Annotated in this window: 14 protein-coding genes and 1 tRNA gene; 11 read left to right on the top strand and 4 right to left on the bottom strand. The window is 64.8% G+C overall.

Features of this window, described 5'->3' with window-relative positions:
* Nucleotides 1-3: 3 nt before the first annotated feature.
* Nucleotides 4-3627 carry a glycosyl hydrolase-related protein gene (locus NTV05_16000; GenBank protein ID MCX6545902.1) on the top strand — a complete coding sequence of 1208 codons (3624 nt, stop codon included), beginning with the start codon at nucleotides 4-6 and terminating at the stop codon, nucleotides 3625-3627.
* An 82-nt stretch (nucleotides 3628-3709) separates the two neighbouring features.
* Here NTV05_16000 and NTV05_16005 read toward each other — a convergent pair whose 3' ends face one another.
* From NTV05_16005 to NTV05_16020, 4 genes are all read right to left on the bottom strand, one after another.
* Nucleotides 3710-4717, bottom strand: coding sequence for a response regulator (locus tag NTV05_16005; GenBank protein MCX6545903.1), 1008 nt, complete (start codon nucleotides 4715-4717; stop codon nucleotides 3710-3712).
* A 5-nt stretch (nucleotides 4718-4722) separates the two neighbouring features.
* Nucleotides 4723-6204: a sigma-54 dependent transcriptional regulator gene (locus NTV05_16010; protein ID MCX6545904.1), complete on the bottom strand. Its 1482-nt coding sequence runs from the start codon at nucleotides 6202-6204 to the stop codon at nucleotides 4723-4725.
* Nucleotides 6201-7892 (bottom strand): PAS domain S-box protein, encoded by a 1692-nt coding sequence (locus tag NTV05_16015; protein ID MCX6545905.1) that lies wholly within the window; start codon nucleotides 7890-7892, stop codon nucleotides 6201-6203. The genes NTV05_16010 and NTV05_16015 overlap by 4 nt, the downstream gene beginning before the upstream one ends.
* 97 nt (nucleotides 7893-7989) lie before the next feature.
* The gene (locus tag NTV05_16020; protein MCX6545906.1) at nucleotides 7990-10593 is read right to left on the bottom strand and encodes a PAS domain S-box protein; all 2604 of its coding nucleotides are present in this window, start codon (nucleotides 10591-10593) and stop codon (nucleotides 7990-7992) included.
* Between the two features lie 306 nt (nucleotides 10594-10899).
* Here NTV05_16020 and NTV05_16025 point away from each other — a divergent pair, with 306 nt between their 5' ends.
* The 10 genes from NTV05_16025 to NTV05_16070 all read left to right on the top strand — a co-directional run bounded on the left by NTV05_16025 (nucleotide 10900) and on the right by NTV05_16070 (nucleotide 20799).
* Nucleotides 10900-12507 carry an amidase family protein gene (locus NTV05_16025; GenBank protein ID MCX6545907.1) on the top strand — a complete coding sequence of 536 codons (1608 nt, stop codon included), beginning with the start codon at nucleotides 10900-10902 and terminating at the stop codon, nucleotides 12505-12507.
* A 104-nt stretch (nucleotides 12508-12611) separates the two neighbouring features.
* Nucleotides 12612-13880, top strand: coding sequence for a M20/M25/M40 family metallo-hydrolase (locus NTV05_16030; GenBank protein MCX6545908.1), 1269 nt, complete (start codon nucleotides 12612-12614; stop codon nucleotides 13878-13880).
* A 227-nt stretch (nucleotides 13881-14107) separates the two neighbouring features.
* Nucleotides 14108-14182, top strand: a tRNA-Asn gene (locus tag NTV05_16035).
* A 164-nt stretch (nucleotides 14183-14346) separates the two neighbouring features.
* Nucleotides 14347-14739, top strand: coding sequence for a hypothetical protein (locus tag NTV05_16040; protein MCX6545909.1), 393 nt, complete (start codon nucleotides 14347-14349; stop codon nucleotides 14737-14739).
* Between the two features lie 2280 nt (nucleotides 14740-17019).
* Nucleotides 17020-17478, top strand: a complete 459-nt coding sequence (locus tag NTV05_16045; protein ID MCX6545910.1) for a hypothetical protein — start codon at nucleotides 17020-17022, stop codon at nucleotides 17476-17478.
* The gene (locus NTV05_16050; protein ID MCX6545911.1) at nucleotides 17475-18098 is read left to right on the top strand and encodes a hypothetical protein; all 624 of its coding nucleotides are present in this window, start codon (nucleotides 17475-17477) and stop codon (nucleotides 18096-18098) included. Before NTV05_16045 ends, NTV05_16050 begins: the two co-directional genes overlap by 4 nt.
* A 44-nt stretch (nucleotides 18099-18142) precedes the next feature.
* Entirely contained in the window at nucleotides 18143-18439 is a 297-nt protein-coding gene (locus NTV05_16055) for a hypothetical protein (protein MCX6545912.1), read from the top strand.
* Nucleotides 18440-18512: 73 nt separating this feature from the next.
* Entirely contained in the window at nucleotides 18513-19259 is a 747-nt protein-coding gene (locus tag NTV05_16060; GenBank protein ID MCX6545913.1) for a hypothetical protein, read from the top strand.
* Between the two features lie 34 nt (nucleotides 19260-19293).
* The gene (locus NTV05_16065) at nucleotides 19294-19497 is read left to right on the top strand and encodes a hypothetical protein (GenBank protein MCX6545914.1); all 204 of its coding nucleotides are present in this window, start codon (nucleotides 19294-19296) and stop codon (nucleotides 19495-19497) included.
* A 273-nt stretch (nucleotides 19498-19770) separates the two neighbouring features.
* Nucleotides 19771-20799: an RHS repeat-associated core domain-containing protein gene (locus tag NTV05_16070; protein MCX6545915.1), complete on the top strand. Its 1029-nt coding sequence runs from the start codon at nucleotides 19771-19773 to the stop codon at nucleotides 20797-20799.
* Nucleotides 20800-21952: the final 1153 nt, after the last annotated feature.

Below are 21952 nucleotides of genomic sequence, written 5' to 3' on the forward strand. Positions count from 1 at the left end.
GAAATGGCGGAAAGCGAAGTGATGCCCATGTGTCTACGATCGAGGCTCGTGTCGTCGCTGTTTCTGGCATGGATGGCAATGTTCGCTGCAGTGCAGGGGCAGGCAGGCCAGGCGGCCAAGCCGGCACCGGCTGCAGTGGCCGCGGCACCCGTGCCCGCCGCGCCCGGACAGGCCGCGGCCCAGTCCTCACCGGCAGCCCAGCCTCGCACCGCGCCCGGCAAGCAGCCGCCGTTCTTTGATCTGGCCAAGCAGCCGACGCTGTTTGTCGTCGGCTACGCGCACCTCGACACGCAGTGGCGCTGGGACTATCCGACCACCATTCGCGAGTATCTGCCAAAGACCATCCGCGACAACTTTGCGCTGTTCGAAAAATATCCGAATTATGTGTTCAACTTCAGCGGGTCGAACCGCTATCGGATGATCAAGGAGTATTACCCCGCCGACTACGAGCGAGTGAAGAAGGCGATTGCCGCCGGCCGGTGGTTCCCGTCGGGATCGTCGGTCGAAGAGAACGACGTCAACTCGCCGTCGGCCGAGTCGATCATCCGCCAGATTCTCTATGGCACGCAGTATTTCAAACGCGAGTTCGGCAAGACCAGCGCGGAGTTCATGCTGCCGGATTGCTTCGGCTTCCCCGCGTCGCTGCCGACGCTGCTTGCGCATGCAGGCATCAAGGGGTTCTCCACGCAGAAGCTGTCGTCGAGCTGGCAGCCGGCTGCCCGGGTGGGCGGACCGGATTCGCCGGAGAAGACGCCGGACGGCATTCCGTTCAACGTCGGGATCTGGGAAGGGCCCGACGGCAAGACGGTTCTTGCGGCGCTCAATCCCGGCAGTTACGGCGGGTCGGTGACCTACGACCTGAGCAAGACGCCGCCGCCTCCACCGCTGGCTGCAGCGAGCGCATCGGGGACTCCGCAACAGGCGCCCCGGCCGCTGGTTGACTGGCCCGCGCGTATCGCGTTCAACGGGCAGGTGACCGGTGTCTTTACCGACTACATGTATTACGGCACCGGCGACACCGGCGGCACGCCCACCGAGCCGTCAGTCAAGTTGATGGACGCGATCGTGACGAAGCAGAAGACCGTGTTGCCGCCCGCGTTCTCTACTCGAGGCGGGAGCGGATCGCAGTCCAGCCAGCCCCAGCCCCCGCCGCCGCCCGGCGTTGAGACGCTGGTGGGCGACGGTCCGGTCCACGTCGTGTCGGCGACCGCGGAGCAGATGTTTCTGAACATCAAGCCCGGGCAGACGGCGAAGCTGCCCCGCTACAAGGGTGATCTCGAACTCATCAACCACTCGGCCGGATCGATCACGTCGCAGGCGTATCTCAAGCGATGGAACCGGATGAACGAAGTGCTCGCCGACAACGCCGAGCGGGCCTCGGTCGCTGCCGCGTGGCTGGGCGGCCGGCCGTATCCGCAGCAGCGGCTGAACGATGCGTGGACGCTCGTGATGGGCGGACAGTTTCACGACATCATTCCAGGCACCAGCATCCCGAAGGCGTACGAGTATTCGTGGAACGACGAAGTGCTGGCGATGAACCAGTTTGCCGGCGTGCTGACGAGCGCCGTCGACGCGGTGGCCTCTGCGATGAACACCCAGGTTGCCGGCACGCCCATCATCGTCTACAACCCGCTCAACATCGCGCGCGAGGACATCGTCGAGGCGCACGTCCCGTTTGCTGGTGGTGTGCCCAAGGCGGTCCACGTGGTCGGGCCGGACGGCAAGGATGTGCCGGCGCAGTTGACCGCGCGCAACACCGTGCTGTTTGTCGCGCGCGTGCCGTCGGTCGGGTACGCGGTGTTCGACGTGCAGGCGGCTGACGTGGCAGAACCGTCGGCGCTCACTGCCACCACATCCGCGCTTGAGAACGCGCGCTATCGCGTGACGCTCGACCAGAACGGCGATATCGCGAGCCTCTTCGACAAGGTGGCCAACAAGGAACTGCTCGCCGCGCCGGCGCGGCTCGAGATCAAGACCGACAACCCGCGCAACTGGCCGGCGTGGAACATGGACTTCGAGGATCAGATGCGCGCGCCGCGGGCGTACGTGCAGGGCATCCCGCGAGTCCGTATCGTCGAGAACGGGCCGGTTCGCGTCGCCCTCGAAGTGACGCGCGAGACCGAGGGGTCGACATTCGTCCAGACCATCCGGCTGTCGGCTGGCGATGCGGGGAACCGCGTCGAGTTTGCCAACGCCATCGACTGGAATACGAAGGAAGCGCACCTCAAGGCCGTGTTTCCCCTGACTGCCGCGAACACGGTGGCGACCTACAACTGGGATGTCGGCACCATCGAGCGCACGCCCGACGACGAGCGGCAGTTCGAGGTGGCCTCGCACCAGTGGTTTGATCTGACCGACAAGAGCGGCGCCTTTGGCGTCACGGTGCTGTCGGACGCCAAGATCGCGTCCGACAGACCCGACGACCACACGCTCCGGCTGACGCTCATCCGCACGCCCGGCACGCGCGGCGGGTACGAAGACCAGGGCACGCAGGACCTCGGTCATCACGAGTTCGTGTACGGGCTTGCCGGTCATGCGGGCGGCTGGCGCCAGGCGCAGACCGACTGGCAGGGTCAGCGGCTCAATCAGCCGCTGGTCGCCTTCGAGAGCGCGAAGCACGCCGGAGGGCTCGGCAAGAGCTTCTCGCTGCTCACGCTCAACAACTCCCGCGTCCGCGTCCTCGCGGTGAAGAAGGCCGAACAGAGCGACGAGGTTGTTGTGCGCCTGGTCGAACTCGATGGCCAGAGGGCCGATAACGTGCGCCTGACGTTTGCCGCGCCGCTGGTGGCGGCCCGCGAGGTCAACGGTGTGGAATCGCCGGTTGGGACCGCCACGATTGCGGGTGGCGAACTGGTGACCAGCTTCGGGCCGTATCAGCCCCGCACGTTTGCCGTGAAGCTCGGCGTGTCGACCACGCGAGTCGCGCAGCCAGTGTCGCGTCCCGTGGCACTGCCGTACAACCAGGCCGTCGCCAGCCGTGACGGATCGGTTTCCGGGGGGCGGTTCGATTCCTCGGGTCGGAGCCTGCCAGCCGAGATGCTGCCTCGCGAGATCACGGTCGGCGCGATTCGCTTCACCCTTGGGGCGCCTGACAAGATGAACGCCGTCATTCCGCGCGGCCAGGCCGTCGCACTGCCGGCCGGATCGTTCACGCGGCTGTACGTGCTGGCTGCCGCGTCGGACGGCGACCAGCGTGCGATCGTGAAGATCGGCGAAACGCCGGTCGAGTTGACAATCCGGGATTGGTCTGGCTACGTCGGACAATGGGACAACCGGATCTGGAAAGCCCGTGAAGAGCCGGTTCCACTGCGGCAGGGCGCACCAGTGCCGCCGCCGGGCACGCCGCCTCGAATGCGCACGGTGATGGATTTTGCGGGCCTGACGCCCGGCTTCATCAAGCCCACGCCGGTCGCCTGGTTCTCGTCGCACCGGCACGCGACCGACGGCAGCAACGACGTGTACGCGTACGCGTATCTGTATGTTTATGCGATCGACGTCCCAGCCGGCGCGAAGACATTGACACTGCCGGTGTCGGAACGGGTGAGGATCCTGGCGATGTCGGTGGTCAACGAGGGCGTCCCGACACGTCCCGCACAGCCGCTGTACGACACCCTGGATCGGAAGTAGTCGGTAGTCGGGATTGGGAATTCGGTCGGAATCAGTAGGGGCACGGCATGCCGTGCCCGGACAGCAGCAAGGCGGGCGGCCGTCAGCCGCCCGCGTTCATCAGCGCGATAAACGCATCAACGACATCCGGATCGAACTGGGTTCCCCGGCATCCCCGGATCTCATCGATCGCCGCTGCCGAGGAATGCTCGTCGTCGTACGGGCGGTCATTGGTGATCGCATCGTAGGTATCCGCCACCGTCACAATTCTCGCGCCGAGGGGAATCTCGGTCCCACGCAGCTTGTTCGGGTATCCCTCGCCGTCCCACCGCTCGTGGTGAGCGGCGATGATTGCGGCTGCGGTCTTCATGAAGGGGACGTGTGAGATGATCTCGGCGCCCAGCTCCGGGTGGCGCACCATCAGCTCTCTCTCGGCGGGCGACAGGCGTTCCGGCTTGGTCAGGACGCGAACACCAACGGCGATCTTCCCGAGGTCGTGCAGCAGCGCGCCGACCTCGACGTGCGTGACGATGGCCGGGTCGACGCCGAGCGCGGCGGCCAGGCGTGTCGACAGGCCGGCGACGCGCGTTGCGTGGTCGTACGCGGGCGCATCATGCAGTGTCAGCAGCCGCAACAGTGCGTCAACTGCGGCCGCCGAGGTCACCTGCAGACTGGCGATGGTCTCACTCAGCTGGTTCTGGCGCGCGTGGATCTCGTCCTCGAGCCGCTGATGTTCCCGCTGCCGCTCGACTTCGCGATTGTGCCACTGCAGCCCCCGTTCAATCGCTTCCATCAGGGCCTGGCGCTCGATGGGCTTGACCAGGTAGTCCTGCACGCCCAGACGCAATGTGCGGATCGCGGTGTCGAGGCCGCCCAGGCCGGTGACGATGATGATGGCCGTCGTCGGGTGCTGGAGCCTGATGCGGCCCGCGAGCCACACGCCGTCATGACCCGGCATGTCCACATCACTCACGACCAGATCCGGCGCGCGCTGACGGGCCGATTCGACCGCCTCGTCGGCGCCCGATGCTTCGCTGACGTCGAAACCGGCGGCGGTCAACCATCGCGCTATCAAAGCGCGGATCGCCGGTTCGTCATCGACAACGAGCATCGAGTTCACGGAATCTCCTCGATCTCAGCGGGATCGTCGGCGGCCGGATCGTCGGGCGAAGCCGCGGAATCGCCCGAGCCATCGGTCTTTCGCCCCTGGACCATGTGCGCCAGGCCGTGAATCTCAATCAGCCGGTACAGCGTTCGCCGGCTGATCCCGAGCAGCACGGCCGCTCGCGACTTGTTTCCGCCCGCCCGTTCGAGCGTTCGGACGACGTGCTCGCGCTCGACCGACACCAGCGACGGGTCATCGTCGGTGGCGGCAGCCGGAACTGGACGCTGGCCGGGTGCGGCCGCCGTCTCGGCCGGGCCGGGCGCGTGGTCCACCGTGATGCCGACCAGATCGCGATCGGTGATCCACTCGCCGTCGGCCAGCATGCAGGCCCGCTCGACCGCGTGCCGCAGTTCACGGACATTGCCGTCCCACCGGGCCGATCTCAGCAGGCGCAGGGCTTCAGGCGTCAGGCCGGCGAGCGGCTTGCCGAAGCGCGCCATGAACTGCCGGACGAATGCCGAGGCCAGACTGGGAATGTCCTCGCGCCGCTCACGCAGAGGCGGCACTCGCACGTCGATCAGATTGAGTCGAAAGTAGAGATCCTGGCGAAAGCGGCCCGATGCGCAATCGGCCCGCAGATCGCGATTGGTCGCCGCCAGAATACGGACGTTCACCCGCCGCGTGTCGAGGGAGCCCACGCGCTGCACCTCGCCGGTTTCGAGCACCCGCAGCAGCGCCGCCTGCACCGCGAGCGGCAATTCGCCGATCTCGTCGAGGAAGATCGTCCCGCCATCGGCGTGTTCGAATAATCCGACCTTGGCTTCGGCGGCACCGGTGAACGAGCCTCGCGCGTGGCCGAACAGCTCGCTTTCGAACAGCGTCGGTACGATCGCCGAGCAGTTGACCGTCACCAGCCGGCGGCTGCTTCGCGGCCCAACCGCGTGGAACGCGCGTGCCACCAGTTCCTTGCCGGCGCCGGTCTCGCCCGTGATCAGCGCGATACCCGCATAGGGCGCCAGGCGCGTCACCAGATTGAACAAGTCCGTCATGGCCCGGCCGCGGCCGATCATGCCATGGAACTCGACGCCGTGGTCCTCGCCGCCTTCGAGGGCGGCCTCACGGCGGTGCGCTTCTTCACGAACCATCACGAACAGGCGCGTGAGGCGGTCGTAGTCGAACGGCTTGCTGAGGAAGTCAATCGCGCCAAGCTTGATGGCTTTGACGGCCGTGTCCACCGCGGCGTACCCCGTCATCAGGGCGACCGCGCAGGCCGGCGCGACGTCGCGGATGACCCGCAGCACTTCGAGCCCGTTGATGTTCGGCATGCGGACATCGATCAGCGCCATGTCCGCCGTGTGATGGCCGAGGTAGTCGAGCGCAGGCTGCCCCCCTTCACACCGGACCACGTCAAACCCCTGTTCGGCGGCAAACCGGCCGAGCATGTCGAGAATGGCGGGTTCGTCGTCAACGACGAGCAGGGTGGGGCGGGTCATTGCTCCGAAGCCCCCAGCACCTCGCGGACCTTCTCAGCCAGTCCTTGCCACGTGTAGGGCTTCTGCAGGAAGTGCACTTCTCCATTGATCACGCCGCGGTCCGCGATCACGTCGGCGCTGTAGGCGGAGGTAAACAGGCACTTGAGGCCGGGCCGCAGGTCGTCCACCCGCTGCTGGAGTGTTCGGCCGCTCATTTCCGGCATCACGACGTCGGTCAACAACAGGTGGATGTCGCCGGAGTAGTCTCGGAGCAGCTCGATCGCGCGGCTGGGGCTGGTGGTCGCCAGCACCCGATAGCCCAGACGTTCGAGCGTTCTCTTGCCAAGTTCGAGCAGCGTGGCCTCGTCCTCGACCAGCAGGACCGTCTCCCAGCCCATCACCGACTCGATCGACACGGGAGGCACCGCGTCGGCCGCCCCAGCCGATTCGTAGGCAGGCAGATAGACATGAAATGTCGTACCCTGGCCGGGCTCGCTCGAGAAATCGATGAACCCGAGATTCTGCTTCACGATGCCGTAGACCGTCGCCAGCCCAAGGCCTGTGCCACGTCCCTGGGCCTTGGTGGTGAAGAACGGCTCGAAGACCTTGGCCTGCGTATCTGCATCCATCCCGCACCCGTCGTCGCTCATTGCCAGCAGCACGTATCTGCCTGGAACCGAGCCCGGATGCGTCCCGCAGTAGACATCATCCAGCACGGCGTTGCTCGACTCGATCGTCACTTTGCCGGTGCCCGCGATCGCGTCGCGCGCATTGGCCGACAGGTTGGCCAGAATCTGGTCGATCTGGGTCGGGTCCATCTTCAACGGCCACAGGTTCTCGCCCGGCTTCCAGACCAGGTCGATATCCTCGCCGAGCAGCCGTTCGACCAGCTTCAGCATGTTCCTGACGGTCTCGTTGATGTCGAGGATCCTGGGCTTGATAGCCTGCTTGCGGGCGAAGGCGAGCAACTGTCGGACCAGTTCGGCCGACCGCCTGGCGGCCTTTGTGACCTCCTGGAGATCGGCATACAGCGGTCCCGCCGGATCGAGCTTCATCATCACCAGGTCCGCATACCCGCTGATGATGGCCAGCATATTGTTGAAGTCGTGGGCGACACCGCCGGCGAGCCGGCCGATCGACTCCATCTTCTGCGCCTGGCGGTACTGGGCCTCCAGCCTCGCCTTTTCGGCCTCAGTCTGCTTGCGGGCCGTAATGTCGTGGACGACTCCGGTGAAGTGGCGGCCTGCCGGTGTCGACCATTCCGACAGCGACAGTTCGACCGGAAATTCACTTCCGTCCTTGCGCCGGCCTTCCCACTCCGTCCGTGTGTTCAAGGGAGAAGAACTGGCCCCGCCCCGCCGGCGCTCGAAAGCCTCGAGGTGACGGCTTCGCAGCTGTTCAGGCACGAGCATGGTGACCGGCTGTCCCGTCGCTTCCTTCTTGCTGTAGCCGAACATCCGCTGCGCGGCCGGATTCCAGTCCTCGATGATCCCGTCGCTGTCAGTTGTGATGACGGCGTCATTGGCCGACTCCATCACCGCACGGAAATGGGCGTCGCTCTCGCGCAGCGCCGATTCACTCTGCTTGCGATCCGCGATCTCGAGCAGCAGTCCCTGGTTTGCGGCTTCCAGCTGGCGTCTTGCGCCCATCGCGTCGTCAATCAGCTTCAACGCCGCGAGTCGAACGGCTTCAGATTCTTGTTTTGCCATGAGATCAACTGATCCATTCTATCGGAACGGGCTGCTAGGATGGTCGCCAGACCGCAACCCGATTCCGGCCCGCGCGCGTCCCTTCATCGCGGCGCTCCTAGGCCGACCCGGCGGGGGCAGATGCGTCAGGCCCCGTCGTGGCCTTGCTCAAGGCACGACGGAGCAGGTCAAGTGTATAAGGCTTCTGAATGACGCCGCACAGTCCCTTGTTGGCGAATCGTTCGGAGATGTCGGCCGTACTGTATCCGCTCGCCAGCACGACGCGCACGTCGGGGTTGATCAGGCGCAACTGGTCGAAGACCTCGGCCCCGTCCATCTCCGGCATCGTCAGGTCGAGGATCACGACGTCGATGGCGCTGTGCTGCGTGCGGTACGTGGCTATCGCCTCAGAGCCGCCGGCCGCCGTCAGCACCGTGTATCCCAGCCGGCTGAGCATCCGCGAGCCGAGCGTGCGCAGCTGCTCCTCGTCGTCTACAAGCAGTACCGTGCCGCGCGTCTGGCCGTCAGCTCGCGGAGCCGCCGGGCCGTGGTCTGCGGCCCGAACCGCGTCCTGCCGCGCGCCAGCGGCTGGAGGGGCCGTCGAGTCGCCGGATCGGGCATCGTCTTGCGGCTTCGCGGCCGGAAAGAGGACCGTGAAGGTCGATCCCCGGCCCGGTGCGCTCTCGAACCTGATGACGCCCTTGTGGGCGCGAACGATGCCCAGCACGGCCGCGAGCCCCAGACCGCGGCCCGTGAACTTCGTCGTGAAGAACGGGTCGAAGATTCGCGACTGCGTCTCGGCATCCATCCCGCAGCCCGTGTCCTTGACCGTCAACTCGGCGTAGGTGCCTGGCGGGCGATCGTCGTGGACGACTGCGGTCTGCAGATCCGCCGCCGTGCACCGGCACATTCGCGTGCTGACCGTGATCACGCCGGGCGTCTCGCTCATGGCCTCCGACGCGTTGACGATGAGGCTCAACACGATCTGCCGGATCTGGCTCGGGTCCGCATGAATCGCCGGGAGGTCGCGATTCAGCTGCAGGTCGAGTTGCGCCTTGCTCGAGATCGTCGTGCGCAGCAGATGCTGCATCCCATCCAGGATCGGATTGAGGTTCAGGCGTTCCCGGGTAAACGACGCGGCGCCAGAATAGGCGAGCATCTGCTGGGACAATTCTGCGGCCCGACGTGCGGCCGTGCTGATTTCATTGAGGCTCGATCGCGCGGCGGAAGTCGGACCGAGGGCGGTCAAGGCCAGATCCGCGTGCCCGAGCACCGCCGTGAGAATGTTGTTGAAGTCGTGCGCGATGCCCCCCGCCAGCACGCCGAGGCTCTCCACCTTCTGCGCTTGCTGGATTTGCTGCTCCAGTTGGCGCCGCTCGGATTCAGCCTGCCGCTGCTCGGTGATGTCGCGCACCACGCCCACCCCGTACCACCCGTCATGCAGACGAACGGACGACAACGACAGTTGGACGGCGACGTCCTGGCCGTCCTTCGTGCGGGCCTCCAGATCGAGCGTGCGACCCACGGCGACGCCCTGTCCGGTCTGCTGGAATACTGGAAACGCCGCGGAGAATGCCGGGCGATACTGCGGGGACACAATCAGCTCGTGGATGTGGCGCCGGAGGGCTTCGTCACTCGAGTAGCCGAAGATGCGCTCGGCGGCCGGATTCCAATACGACACCCTGCCCTCCGGGTCCATCATCAGGATGGCATCCTGGGCTGAATCGGTGATCGTGCGCAGGCGTGATTCGCTCTCGCGCAGGGCGTTCTTCACGTTCTCGATGTCATCACCGGTACCGCGGGCAATCCAGGCAGTGAAGACGACAATCAACCCGCAGACCACCAGCGCCGTGACCGAATCCCACAGCGCCGGATTCATCGTCCGGGTCTGCTCGAATATGTTGTCCAGCCAGCCTTCCACGAAGACCAGCAAGAGAGCCCCTGGCAAGAACGCACGCAGCAGCCTTCCGCGCAGCGACCCCCCGCGCCAGTGGCGCAGGACATGCAGCGTGGGCAGCGCCAGATTGATCTCGCCGATTCCCACCAACACAAAGGCGAGCGCGGTGGGCAAAGCCACTGGAATCGTGGCGCCGCCATACAAGAGCGGAGCGCCGTAGGCGTAGCCGACCACCACCACGACACTGATCGCTGTCGCCGTCAACCCCAGCAGGGCCGCGACGGTTCCAGCCATGCGCCACCGGTTGACCTCGACGAGAGCCAACAGCGCCGCACTCTCGAGGATCAGCAGCGCCGCCGTCAGCGGCGACATGCGGCCGATCGGGATCCCGCCGAACAACTCTCTGGTGCGGGCCAGTGTCCACTCGATACCAACCTCGAGGCCGGTCGTGAGCTTGATCAGGACGAGCACGCCGAGCAGCGCTGCCAGGCTCGCACCCGCGCGCGCCAGCATCCGGCCCGGACGGGGCCGAGGCCAGCGCGCAATAACGAAGAGCCCGCCGGCCAGACCGAGCAGGGCGATGGCGGAGGCGGGAGCCATCGGAATGACCCCGTCCCACTGCCATGCCAGCACCCGCGCGTTGAGCGCCCATCCCGCCAGCGCGACCACCGCGATGGCGCATGCAACGCCCGCACACCGCTCTGTCAGCCGGGGCACGAGGACGGAGGTCTCTCGATCGAAGCCGCCCATCAGCGGCTGGACGGGCGTCGTGTCCCGTTCAGGTGCTCCGGCGGCGTGCCGATCGTTCGAGTCGCTTCGGCTCATCGCGTCAATTCCTGCGTATCACTCGAGCGTTCGGCGGCGTCCGCAGGGGGCAACGCGGATGCCTGTGATGACGAAACGTACCACATCAATATCAGGGACGACCCGGCCCCCGGATCGGACGCAGAGGGGAATGGCCCCTCATGATGGACGCCGCAAGGGGCCGGCGAATCCGAGGACGGGGACAGTTTACACCGGCTACCCGATTGCCTTCCCAGGGAACTGCCCGAGTCCGAACTGGGAGACTCCCACAACCCTTCGAGATGCCGTCGCGTCCTTCCAGCGGCCTTCCGTGTATGATTTCCAGCTATGCGCATCACCACGCTGACGCTGGCCGCCGTCTCGTTGATTGTGGCAACGACCGCTCCACTCTGGTCCCAGGCGCCAGCCGCGAGGCCGATGCAGGCTTCGGCGGCGCGGCCGGCCCAGACGTCCTTTCACGTCGAGGAGGCCAGCATTGCCGACATTCACGCGGCGATGAAGGCCGGCCGGCTCACATGCCGCGCGCTCGTGCAGGCGTATCTGCGGCGCATCGAGGCTTTTGACAAGACCGGCCCCGCCATCAACGCGATCGTCGTCATCAATCCTGACGCGCTTGCGCAGGCCGACCAGCTCGACACGCGCTTCGCGCAGGGCGGCTTCGTGGGGCCGCTCCACTGCGTGCCGGCGATCGTCAAGGACAACTTCGAGACCATCGGCTTGCAGAGTGCCAACGGATCGCTGTCCCTGAAGGGATTCGTGTCGGCGAAGGACGCGTTCCTGGTGAAGCGGATCAAGGATGCCGGTGCGATCGTGCTTGCCAAGTCGAACATGGCCGAGTGGGCCTTCACGCCGTACGAGACAGTGAGCTCAATTCTCCCCGGCTACACCAGGAACCCGTACGCGCTCGACCGCGTCACCGCCGGATCGAGCGGCGGCTCCGCGGCCGCCGTCGCGGCCAGTTTCGGCGCCGTCGGGCTGGGCAGCGACACCGGCAATTCGATTCGTGGGCCGTCTTCGCACCAGGCCCTGGTGGGGATTCGATCGACCATGGGCCTGACCAGCCGCGCGGGGGTGATGCCGCTCAACCTGCTGGCCGATATTGCCGGACCCATAGCCCGCACCGTTCAAGACGCGGCCGCCGTGTTCCAGGTGGTCGTCGGCGAGGATTCGGACGATCCGGCGACTGCCGCATCGCACGGCCGGGCTCCGGAGGACTATGCGAAGGCTCTCGTCCGCGACGGCCTTCGTGGTGCGCGCATCGGCGTGCTTCGACAGGCATACGAACGTGAGACGACCGATCCCGAGATCGTGGCGATCTTCATGAAGGCGCTCGACGACATGCGGCGCGCTGGCGCCGTGATCGTAGACCCTGCGCCGGTTGAGGGTCTCGACGGAATTCGACGGCCGCCAGGGATGGCGTCCTGCATGGGATTCAAGTACGACATCAACCGGTACCTCGCGTCACACGGCGACCGTGTGCCGGTGAAGAGCCTGGCCGACGTCATCAAGTCGCGGCGTTTTCATCCCACCGTGCAGCGCAGGCTCGAGCAGGCGGAGGCGGGGCCGGAGAATGGCCCGGCGACGCCCGAGTGCAAGGCTGAGTTTGCATACCGGGATCAGGTGCGTTCCGCAGTCACGAAGACGATGGACGCGCTCAAGATCGACGCGTATGTGTATCCCACGTGGAGCAATCCGCCGCGGCTCATCGGCGACCTGAACACGCCGCATGGGGACAACAGCCAGTTCTTTTCGCCGACGACCGGGTTTCCGTCCGTGCAGGTGCCAATGGGTTTCACGCGCGGCGGCACGTTGCCGGCTGGCCTGACGTATTTCGGGCGCGCGTGGTCAGAAGCGACGTTGATCAGGCTGGCCTACGCGTACGAGCAGGCGACGCATCAGCGCCGGCCGCCGCCAACAACGCCGGCGCTTCGATAACCACTCCCGGAGTGTTTGTGCCAACGCGAGAATCGTGCCATGTAACAATCACTCCGGGAGTGGCTGTCATATGGGCTAGACTTTCTGGTCTCTGGAGGGCAGCGATGACACTTAAGTCCGTAATGTATTCAGCGGCCGTACTGGTGGCCGCCTCCGTGCTATCGGCGTCCGCGCAATCGCAAGCGCAACCTCAGCCGCGACCCCAGGCACCGGTGGTGGGCCAGTCGGCGCCAGCCGACGATCCCGTTCGAACGTTGGTGAGCCGGCTCGACCTGGAGAAGTACAAGGCCACCATCAAGGGATTGACGCAGTTTGGCGATCGGCGGCAGGGCACCGATCGCAACCGGGCCGCGATCAACTGGATCGAAGCCCAGCTCAAGAGCTACGGGTGTGCGAACACGGAGCGGATCAAGTACGAGTATCAGCCTCCGCAGCGGGCCGCCGCGAGCGGTGGTGTCGCGCCGGCTGGTGGCAGAGCAGGCGCTCCGGCGGCGCAGGGCCGAGGCGGGCGTGGCGGCGGCAACCCGCCGAAGGGGAACCGCGGGCCGACCGGCGTGAACAACGATCCGATGAAGCAGCCTGATGTGAAGGTCCGCGAGCTGGACATGCAGCCGACGACGCCGGGCGCGCGCGAAGACGTCTACTGCACGAAGATCGGCACGAGCCATCCGGACGAGATGTACATCATCGGCGGCCACATGGACGGTCTGGGCTATGCCGAAGCGGCCAACGACAATGGATCGGGGACGGCGCTCGTCATGGAGCTGGCGCGCATTTTCAGCGCGCCGAACGTCCAGACCGAGCGATCGATCCGGTTCGTTCTGTGGAATAACGAAGAGACCGGCCTCAACGGCGCCCGCGCCTATGTGGACCAGCGCCGCGAGCTGCAGGGTAAGGAAGACCCGCCCGGATCGGGCAAGTACCCGGAGCCGAAGTGGCTGGGCATGCTCCAGCACGACATGATGCTCTATGACCACGGCATGCCGCGCGCTGACGGCACACTCAGCCCCGAGCAGCGGCCCGAAGCGGATGTGAACGTGGAGTTTGCGGGAACTGCGAAGATGGCGGCCGAGGCGCAGACGCTCGCGTGGCTGCTGCGCGCCGCCAACGACCGCTACGCGACCGATTATCCTGTGACCGTCGGCAACCGCATGTCCAACACCGATTCAGCGGCGTTCCAGGACTATACGGCGGCGGTGAGTCTGCGCGAGCTAGAGCGCGGGTCGCAGGTCGGGTCCGGATGGGATCCCCTCTGGCACCAGCCGCTGGACATGTACGCGAATCTCACCGACAAGGACTTCCGCCTCGGCCTCAACGCGGCGCAGACCACGCTTGCGGCTGTCGCGCAACTGGCTGGGGCGAAGCTGAAATAGCACCCGGCGGCATGAAGCGATCGCCTCTGTTCATTCTGGTGGAGGCCGGGTCTTCAAGGAGCACGCGGAAGCCTGAGGCGGTCCTGCCGACGCGTTATCATCCGCGTGCGTCGTCGGGTGCGTCGGGTGCGTCGGGTGTGGGGGTCTCGTCGACGCGCTGGTCACGTCATGGGTGACCGGCGTGTTTGACCCATCCCCGCCGATTCGCTAAAATTGACAGTTCGTATTCCTCAGTAGCTCAACGGTAGAGCATCCGGCTGTTAACCGGAGGGTTGTAAGTTCGAATCTTACCTGAGGAGCCAACTTCCCTAGGAAATTTGACAACTTTCGCGCGTGCCCGATCGGCCTTCCGGGCACGTTGCCCTTTTCTTGCCCTTTTTGCTTGCGGCGCGTCGAGCAGGGCGACCTCAGCCGACAAGTAGGCGGGGGACAGGTGCGCGTAGCGCATCACCATTCGAAGGCCCCGGTGGCCGAGCAGTTCGGCGATCGCCCGAAGGGACGCGCCCTTCATCATGAGCCACGACGCGAAGGTGTGCCGCAGGTCGTGCCAGGTGAAGTTCTCGATCTTTGCGGCTTCGAGCGCGGCGTGGAAGCCGTTCTTGACGTCCTTGACCGGCTGACCGGCTTTCCGCCCGCGGGCGTGGGGGAAGACGTACGGACAGTCCGGCAGGCGTTGCGTGTAGAGAGCCTGGATCGTCGTGAGTGCCGTGGCATTCAAGGGCAAGGAATGCGGACGGCCGCTCTTGGTTCGAGGAATCCGGACGACGCGGTTCAGGAAGTCGACTTCGTCCCATCGAAGATTGAACAGACTACCCCGCCGCAAGCCGGTGTGAACCGCCAGGATGATCTTCTCCGGTAGGTACCGGGACGCTTCCACGTCCTGCGCGGCGTCGAGCAGCCGCTTGTACTCATCCTCGGTCAGGTAGCGCAGACGAGAGTTGTCCTCGTTGAAGAACTTGACGCTGCGGACGGGGTTTGAGGCCGCCAGCCCGTGGGACATGCACCAGTTGAAGAAGGACTTCAGTACGGCCAGGTCCTTGTCGACGGTGCTGTGAGCCACCTTCTGCGCGCGCCTCAGCTTGACGTCTTCGATCTGAGCCGGCTTGATTCTCGCCAGCAGACTCGAGGTCTTGATCTCGGTCTCCCACATCGAGAGCACAGGTTCGATATACGTCTCGTGCGAACGATTCTGGACGTTCGAGTACGTGCGGTACAGGCCGAACGCGGTCGCAAGCGTGACGCATTTCGGCGCTTGCTCGTGCCAGGTGCCGTTTTCGATCTTGGCTTGTTCGGCTGCCCACAGCCGCTGCGCATCCCGGTCGCGTCGAAAGCGCTTTCGGAGTCGCGATCCGTCCGGGTAGCGAACTTCAACGAGCCAGCGATTCCTCGCCGGATCCCACACGGGCCCCTTCGAGAAGTCACGGTTCTGTCGGTCGTCCGTCTCCATGGTCCTGCCTTGCGTTGATCGTACAGTTTCCGATGAATCGGTCGAGCACGGACCGGCGTATGCGCACGACGCCGTTGCCGTACTTGATGACTTCGATCTTGTGATCGCAAATCCAGTGCCGCAACGTCCAAGGACGGATGCCAAGATGGTTCGCTGCCTGGACGACATTGAGCAACTCATTGGCAGACATCGCGTGCTCTCGGTCTTGAGACGTGTGGTGGCTCGACCAGGTGATCTGGGTTCAACTCCCTGCCTCCGAGCCAAACGCCCGGGTTCTTTTCCTTCCAGTCTCCAAGCTCTATCTCGGGGGCTCGACCCAACCGAGGTGACCGGGCTTCCGGGGCATTCTTGGCAATGTGAACGACTGCGGCCGTCGTGGGCATCGACTCACCAAGAGTCTCCGCCAAGAGTCGTGTCGGTTTGATGAGCGAGGCACTGGCAGAAGGTGAGCGGCTACCCGGTTGACGGTCGTGGGCGCCGGAGTGTGTCTGCGTGCGCTCCCATTGTCGCATCGTCGCGCCCGATCTTGCCAGTGGGAGTCTTCCGAATCATCCGGATCGAGGAGTCGTTGATGGTGGCCTGTGGGAGCTCGTGCGAAACGTTCCACTGTCGGACGTTTTGCAAAGAACTTGTGGAAGCCGACAGCCGGTTTGCTCGTCGGCTTCCACAGTTCTGGCAGTTTCCACAGGCTGTTGACTCGGAGCACAGCGTATGGTCTCTACCTATTTGGTCTTGAGGTGAAGTGCGCCTACGAATGTACCCAGAATCCATGCGCCTACAGGTAGGATGATCGTCGGGATTTGGCGTAGTAACGGGACAACGGTTCACGAGCCCGTAGACTCGTCGAGGTGACAGATGGAGCTCGGGATACTGGTCGGAGCGTGGGTCTTGGCGTTCATTGTCATTTCGAATGTCCGAACACGCATTCTCGTCAGACGAAAGGTGCGAGAGGTCTTCGGCAGTCGAGACGATCTTAGCACCACAGACATTGTCGCGACTTACTATCACGACTTTGATTGCAGCAAGCTCACGGTTGCGAAGACTTGGGAACAGTGTGCGGCGCGTTTGAAAGTCCCTGCCGGGAGATTGAGGCCCGGGGACCGCTTCGATCGAGAGTTGAAGTCGGCGACGATCTGGGCAGCGTTCGCAGGAGATCCTCCGGACCTGGAGTCTCTGAGCAGGTTCGCATCGCGAGCTGCGAGGAAGTCGACGCAACGGCGGGACCTGAAGACGATGAAGACACTTGATGATCTGGTTCGGGATTTGGCCAAGAATGCCGAGTTGGACGGAGGTGGATCCGACAATTGAGAGATCGGGCACCCGGCGTTGGTTGGCTTGGGCGCCCGTTACGGCGGTAGCGCCGCCGATTGGGCCACCCTCACAGGTCCCGTCCACGCATTGGCGAACGGGATGAAAATTCAGGCGCATTGCATGGTGAACATGACAACCGGGAAGGCTGCAGAACTGCGACACTGATCAACAGGGACAGGTCATCAGCCGCCACGACTTCCTGCCGTTTCGCGGCCCGCCTTCGCCTGAGGCCATCGCGAGCCGGGCGGCTCGGCGTGGGCTTCGACGTGCCACGGGAGTGGAATCGGCCGGCGACCGCGGAGGAGCAGAAGCTCTTCACTGGCGCCGAGCGCGACGCGCAGCTGCACGGCCACGTTCCAGCCTACCATTGGCGTGCCACAGATGTGGATTGACATCCCAACGGCCGGCGCGCGACTCCAGCCGCTGCGGATCGCGGGCTGGGCCATCGACCTAGCCGCCCCGACGAGGACGGGGATCGCGACGGTAACGCTGGATGGCGAGGGGCGGGTGCGTCACGTCGTGTGTCGCGGTCCATGGACCGGACTGGAACGCAGTCCTGCTGTCCTCGGGACGTCGCGCGAGGGGGTCGCGATGCGACTCGCTGCCGCGCAGGCGCGGTTTGGCGGGGGACGGGATGCCGACGTCACGGCCGAGGCACGGCGCCTCCTCCAACTGCATGGCGTGGCCGGCGCCCGGATTGATACGGCCGCGCTTGAGGACGTCGGTGATCATGTGGTCTGGGTGACGCACGGCGCCACGGAGGCCGGCGCGGCGGTGGCCGTTCATCTGGAGCCGCTGACGGGTAGACTGATCGCGTGGCACGTGGGAGGTGAGCGATGAGCCGCCAAACACTCGCAGCGACAACGTGGCCGGCCGTGGGCGCTCTCATCATCGGCGCCGAAAATCCTCTGCGGCGGCGGTATGCCACTCACGATCGCGTGACGGCCGCTTTCCTCATCGTGGCGGCGCTGCTGTTGCCGACGTCCGCGCTGGCGCAATCGGGGCAGATCGTCGAGTACTACCACCTCGACGCGCTGGGGTCCGTGCGCGTCGTCACCGATCAGACGGGGCAGGTGGTCGCCCGCCATGACTTCTTGCCGTTTGGAGAGGAATGGAATCCGCCGGCGAACGCGAAAGAGAAGAAGCTCTTCACCGGTCATGAGCGCGACGCGGAGACTGGACTCGACTACTTCGGCGCGCGCTACTACCGGCCAACCTCACCGATCCGCAGCGGTGGAATCGGTACGCGTACGTCAGGAATAGCCCGCTCAAGTACGAGGATCCGGATGGCCGGAACCCGCTCCTACTACAGGCCTTACAGCGGATCGCAAACTCCCCGATCGCCCAGCGCGTTGCGCTCTGGACGTCGACGCAAGCGTCGTCGGCGTGGCTTTGGGCAACGAGGGTCTTCAATTCACCGGGCGGGCATGAGGCCGTGCAGGCCGCGGGCGAAATGCTGACCGGGGCACAGGCGCCCAGCGGTGGGTCGAGCGAAGGGATCGCGGTGATTGGCAGATACGCCGATCACGGGCCAACCTGCTACACGACTCTCGCGAAGAGCCCTGGAGCCCACTTCTTCGAGACTGCCGAGGAGATCTGGCGGTCCATGACGCCGGCGGCGAGGAAAGCCGCAAACATGGAGTTCATTCAGCAGGTCGCGGCGGCAACGTGGACCGTCCGGTCGAACCTCGATCTCAGGACGATATCCAGTGGCGCACTATACGACGAGATTCGGGAATTACTGAGACTGGGTTACACGTTCAGCAAGGATGGGAAGTCGATGTTGCCGCCGAAGCGATAGCCATCTGACGGCAGCACCGTGCCGTCTGCCGGAATTGGATCCTCAATCGGCGACCTACCTGGGGGACGGAGTGATGCCAGACCGGGCAAGACAATTCTACGAGTATCCGCCGGGGATGATAGACGTTCAACGATCTCCTGCGTTTGAAGCCTTCTGTCACTACTACGTGCACGACAGTTTTGGCCTCTCGCGCCGCGAGGTGGACCTCGGTTTCCTGAGGGCACTTACTGCTGACGAGGTGGGCCTTGCACGGTCGTTCCTGCGAGCGAATCTTCACACTCGCCACGTCCACATAGTGAAAGGGGTCGCGGACCTTGAGGACAGGACCTGCGTCCCACTTCTTCGAGGAATGCTTGGTGATGAACAGGATGCCAGCCGTCGGCTCGTAATTGCCGGTTCGTTGTGGCGTCTCGACAGGGACCAGATCTTCGTCGACCTACTGGAGGACATGCTGCGGTCCTCGCAATGCTGGTTGATCAAGGCCCACCAAGGCGAGATCCTATGGGTTGCGGATTACCGAGCGATCGATCTCATGATTCAGACGTTGACCGTGAGTTGCCGCGTCGCGAGTGCCGCCATCCCTCACGGTCCCTTGGTCGGTAGCGCACACGACAGACTGCAGGATACTGTACGCGACGAGGCGCTGCGGACGCTTTGTGCGATTGAAGATCGACGACACCTGACTGCGGATCAGTTGCCACGACGCGACGCATGTGCCTACTTGGAGCGGCGAGCAATCACGGACTTCGTTGAGGCGATGGTGCGGAACCTGAGGGAGTGGTACCTGCCTGATGTGTTCCCCGAGGTCGTCGTGAGGTGAACGATTCGCGCTGAGTTCCTTGTGACGGGCGGCAATGGACTGCATCACGGCGTCATTCGCAGCGCCCCGTGGCCAGCCATCGATCCAGGGTCCGTCATCGGCCACGACGCGATACTTCATCCACGGGCTCGGGGCGCCGCTGTTGAGTGAGTACGTGGACCAGAACGGGACGCCCCAGTGGCAGGTGGCGTATGTGTATCTCGGGGCGTGGACGGGCTGGAGCGGAGTCGTGCCGTGATCGGGACGTCTCGCGCGAGGGAGTCGCGACGCGGCTGGCCGCCACGCACGCGCGGTTTGGCCGGTAGCAGGATGGGGACGTCACGGCCGAGGCGCGGCGCCTGCTCCGGCTGCACCGCCTTGTTGACGCTCGGATTGATACGGCCGCGCTCGAAGAGACCGGAGGCACCCTGCTGTGGGTCATGCACGGCGCCACGGAGGCCGGCGAGTCAGTCGCCGTTCATCTGGAGCCGCTGACAGGTAAACTGCCAGCGTGGCACGTGGGAGGTGATCGATGAACCGTCGAACACTCGCAGCGACAACGTGGCCGGCCGCGGTCGCTCTCATCAGGGCCGCTGACAGGCCTTCGCGGTGGCGGCGTGCGGCTCTCGATCGCGTGACAGCCGTTTTCCTGATCTTGGTGGCGGTGATGGTGTCGGCGCCGGCGCCGGCGTGGGCGCAGTCGGGGCAGGTCGTCGAGTACTACCACCTCGACGCCCTGGGCTCCGTGCGGGTCGTGACCGATCAGAACGCGCAGGTCGTAAGCCGCCACGACTTTCTGCCGTTTGGGGAAGAATGGAATCCGTCGGCGAACGCGAAAGAGAAGAGACTCTTCACGGGCCACGAGCGCGACGCGGAGACCGGCCTGGACTACTTCGGCGCCCGCTACTACCGGGCCAGCGTCGGGCGATTTAGCACGGTCGACCCCGAACTGAGCGTCAAAGAAGCACAGGTCGATCCGCAGCGCTGGAACCGATATGCCTACGTCACGAACAATCCCCTGAAGTACACGGATCCCGACGGCAAGAACCCGCTCTTGATCACCGGAGGCATTGGGGCGGCCGTCTACGGCGGGTGGGCGATCTACCAGAACGTCTCGCACGGGAGAGCGCCGCTAAGCGGCAACGTCGGCTTCGAGGCGGCCAAGGGCTTCGTGGTCGGGGCCGCGCTGGGCATAGCGGGGCCAGCACTTGCGGGAATGGGGGGCGCGGAGACTGCTCTGGCGGGATCGGCGACCGCGACCGGCACCGTCGTGATCGGCAGCTACCCTCGATACCTGGAGCTTGCACGGGAGTTGGGTGCCAAGTCGTTCAGCATCCCCGCAAGTGTCTGGGAGAAGATGTCGGAAGCAGAGAAGCTAGCTGCGAACGACAAATTCCTGGACCGTGCAATCTCTCGGGGGCAGACCTTTGTTGTGACAACGAACGTGACCGACGCGCTCAAGAAGGGTGGAGTGTGGCTGCGACATGAAATCGAGTACCTCATGGCTCGTGGCTATGCCATCGGGCCGGATGGGCACAGTCCAATACCGCCAGCGAAGTGATCGCTCTCAGAATGGGAACAACCTTGCTCAGCGATGCAGAAGTCAGTAAGCAGTATTTTGAACATCTCGCACGACTGTCCAAAGAACTGGGCGACGATGGCATTGCGGTGTACAGTCATCGCTACGACGCCCTCTCTTTCGGGTCCTGGGTGGTGGACGCTGGAACTCGGCGCCGGCGCGTTCGAGCGACTTACGACGGTCGCGAGGGTCTGCTGCGGTTCGAGAACGCCATCGTACACTCAAATGCATCGGCGATTGAGTGGCGAGAGGGAGAGAGCTGGGGCGTCACGCCAGCGGCTGCGTGGGAGCGTGCGATGGAGGTAATTGTCAGGTCCTGCCGACTGTAACGGACATTAGCTCACACCAACACGGAAATCGACCGTGTTTCGGGGCGCGCGCCGGCGCCGACGTTAGCCGTCGTTTTCGGCACGTTGTCCTTTTCTTGCCCTTTCGGCGCCATAGAGCACGGCACACGTCGGCAAACCGCGGTACAAAGCGAAGGCGCGGAATCGCCCGGTCTTGCTCGTCAGCATGCGCGATCCGGCAGGTCCCAGCAACTCCCGGCAAAGCGCGGCTAACGACGCTTTTTCGGCCTGTTAACCGGAGGGTTGTCCGCCTCCGCTCGCTTTCGACGCACCAGCGAGCTATGGCGAGACCTCGCCGTAGCTCCGTCTGCGGAGCGAAGGCGGATGAGGAGCCAGACCCCTCCAGGAAAGTCGCTCGGTTCCAACCCCGCCTTCAGAACTTCACCGCATTTGGGTGGAGAACCCTGCAGCCGCATCGAGCCGCTGCCACAGTGCCAGCCGGGTTCGACCTCGTCACGGGTGCACGATCAGCAGCGGTCCCGCCAGGGCAGGATCGCGATCCTGGGGCCTGTGCCATCCCCTCATGTTTCAGTTGGTCCGCTGATCACCACTCAGGTCACAACTACGCGCTGGAGGCGCCGGCGTCGATAAACGATGTTCACGCCGCGGCTCAGCGTTATGTTCACCACGCAGGAGACCGCCGGGTGGGACCCCGCTAATGCTGCCTATTGGCGGGCCGGGACATTCTAGCGCCGGCGACGGACTGTTCCTTCGGCAGTTCCATCATGCAGTCGGCGACCATGATCGGCAGGGAAGCCCGCCTCGGCGACCCGTGGCACGCCTTTCAG

The sequence above is a fragment of the Acidobacteriota bacterium genome (genome assembly GCA_026393755.1).
GTDB lineage: Bacteria > Acidobacteriota > Vicinamibacteria > Vicinamibacterales > JAKQTR01 > JBAXOX01.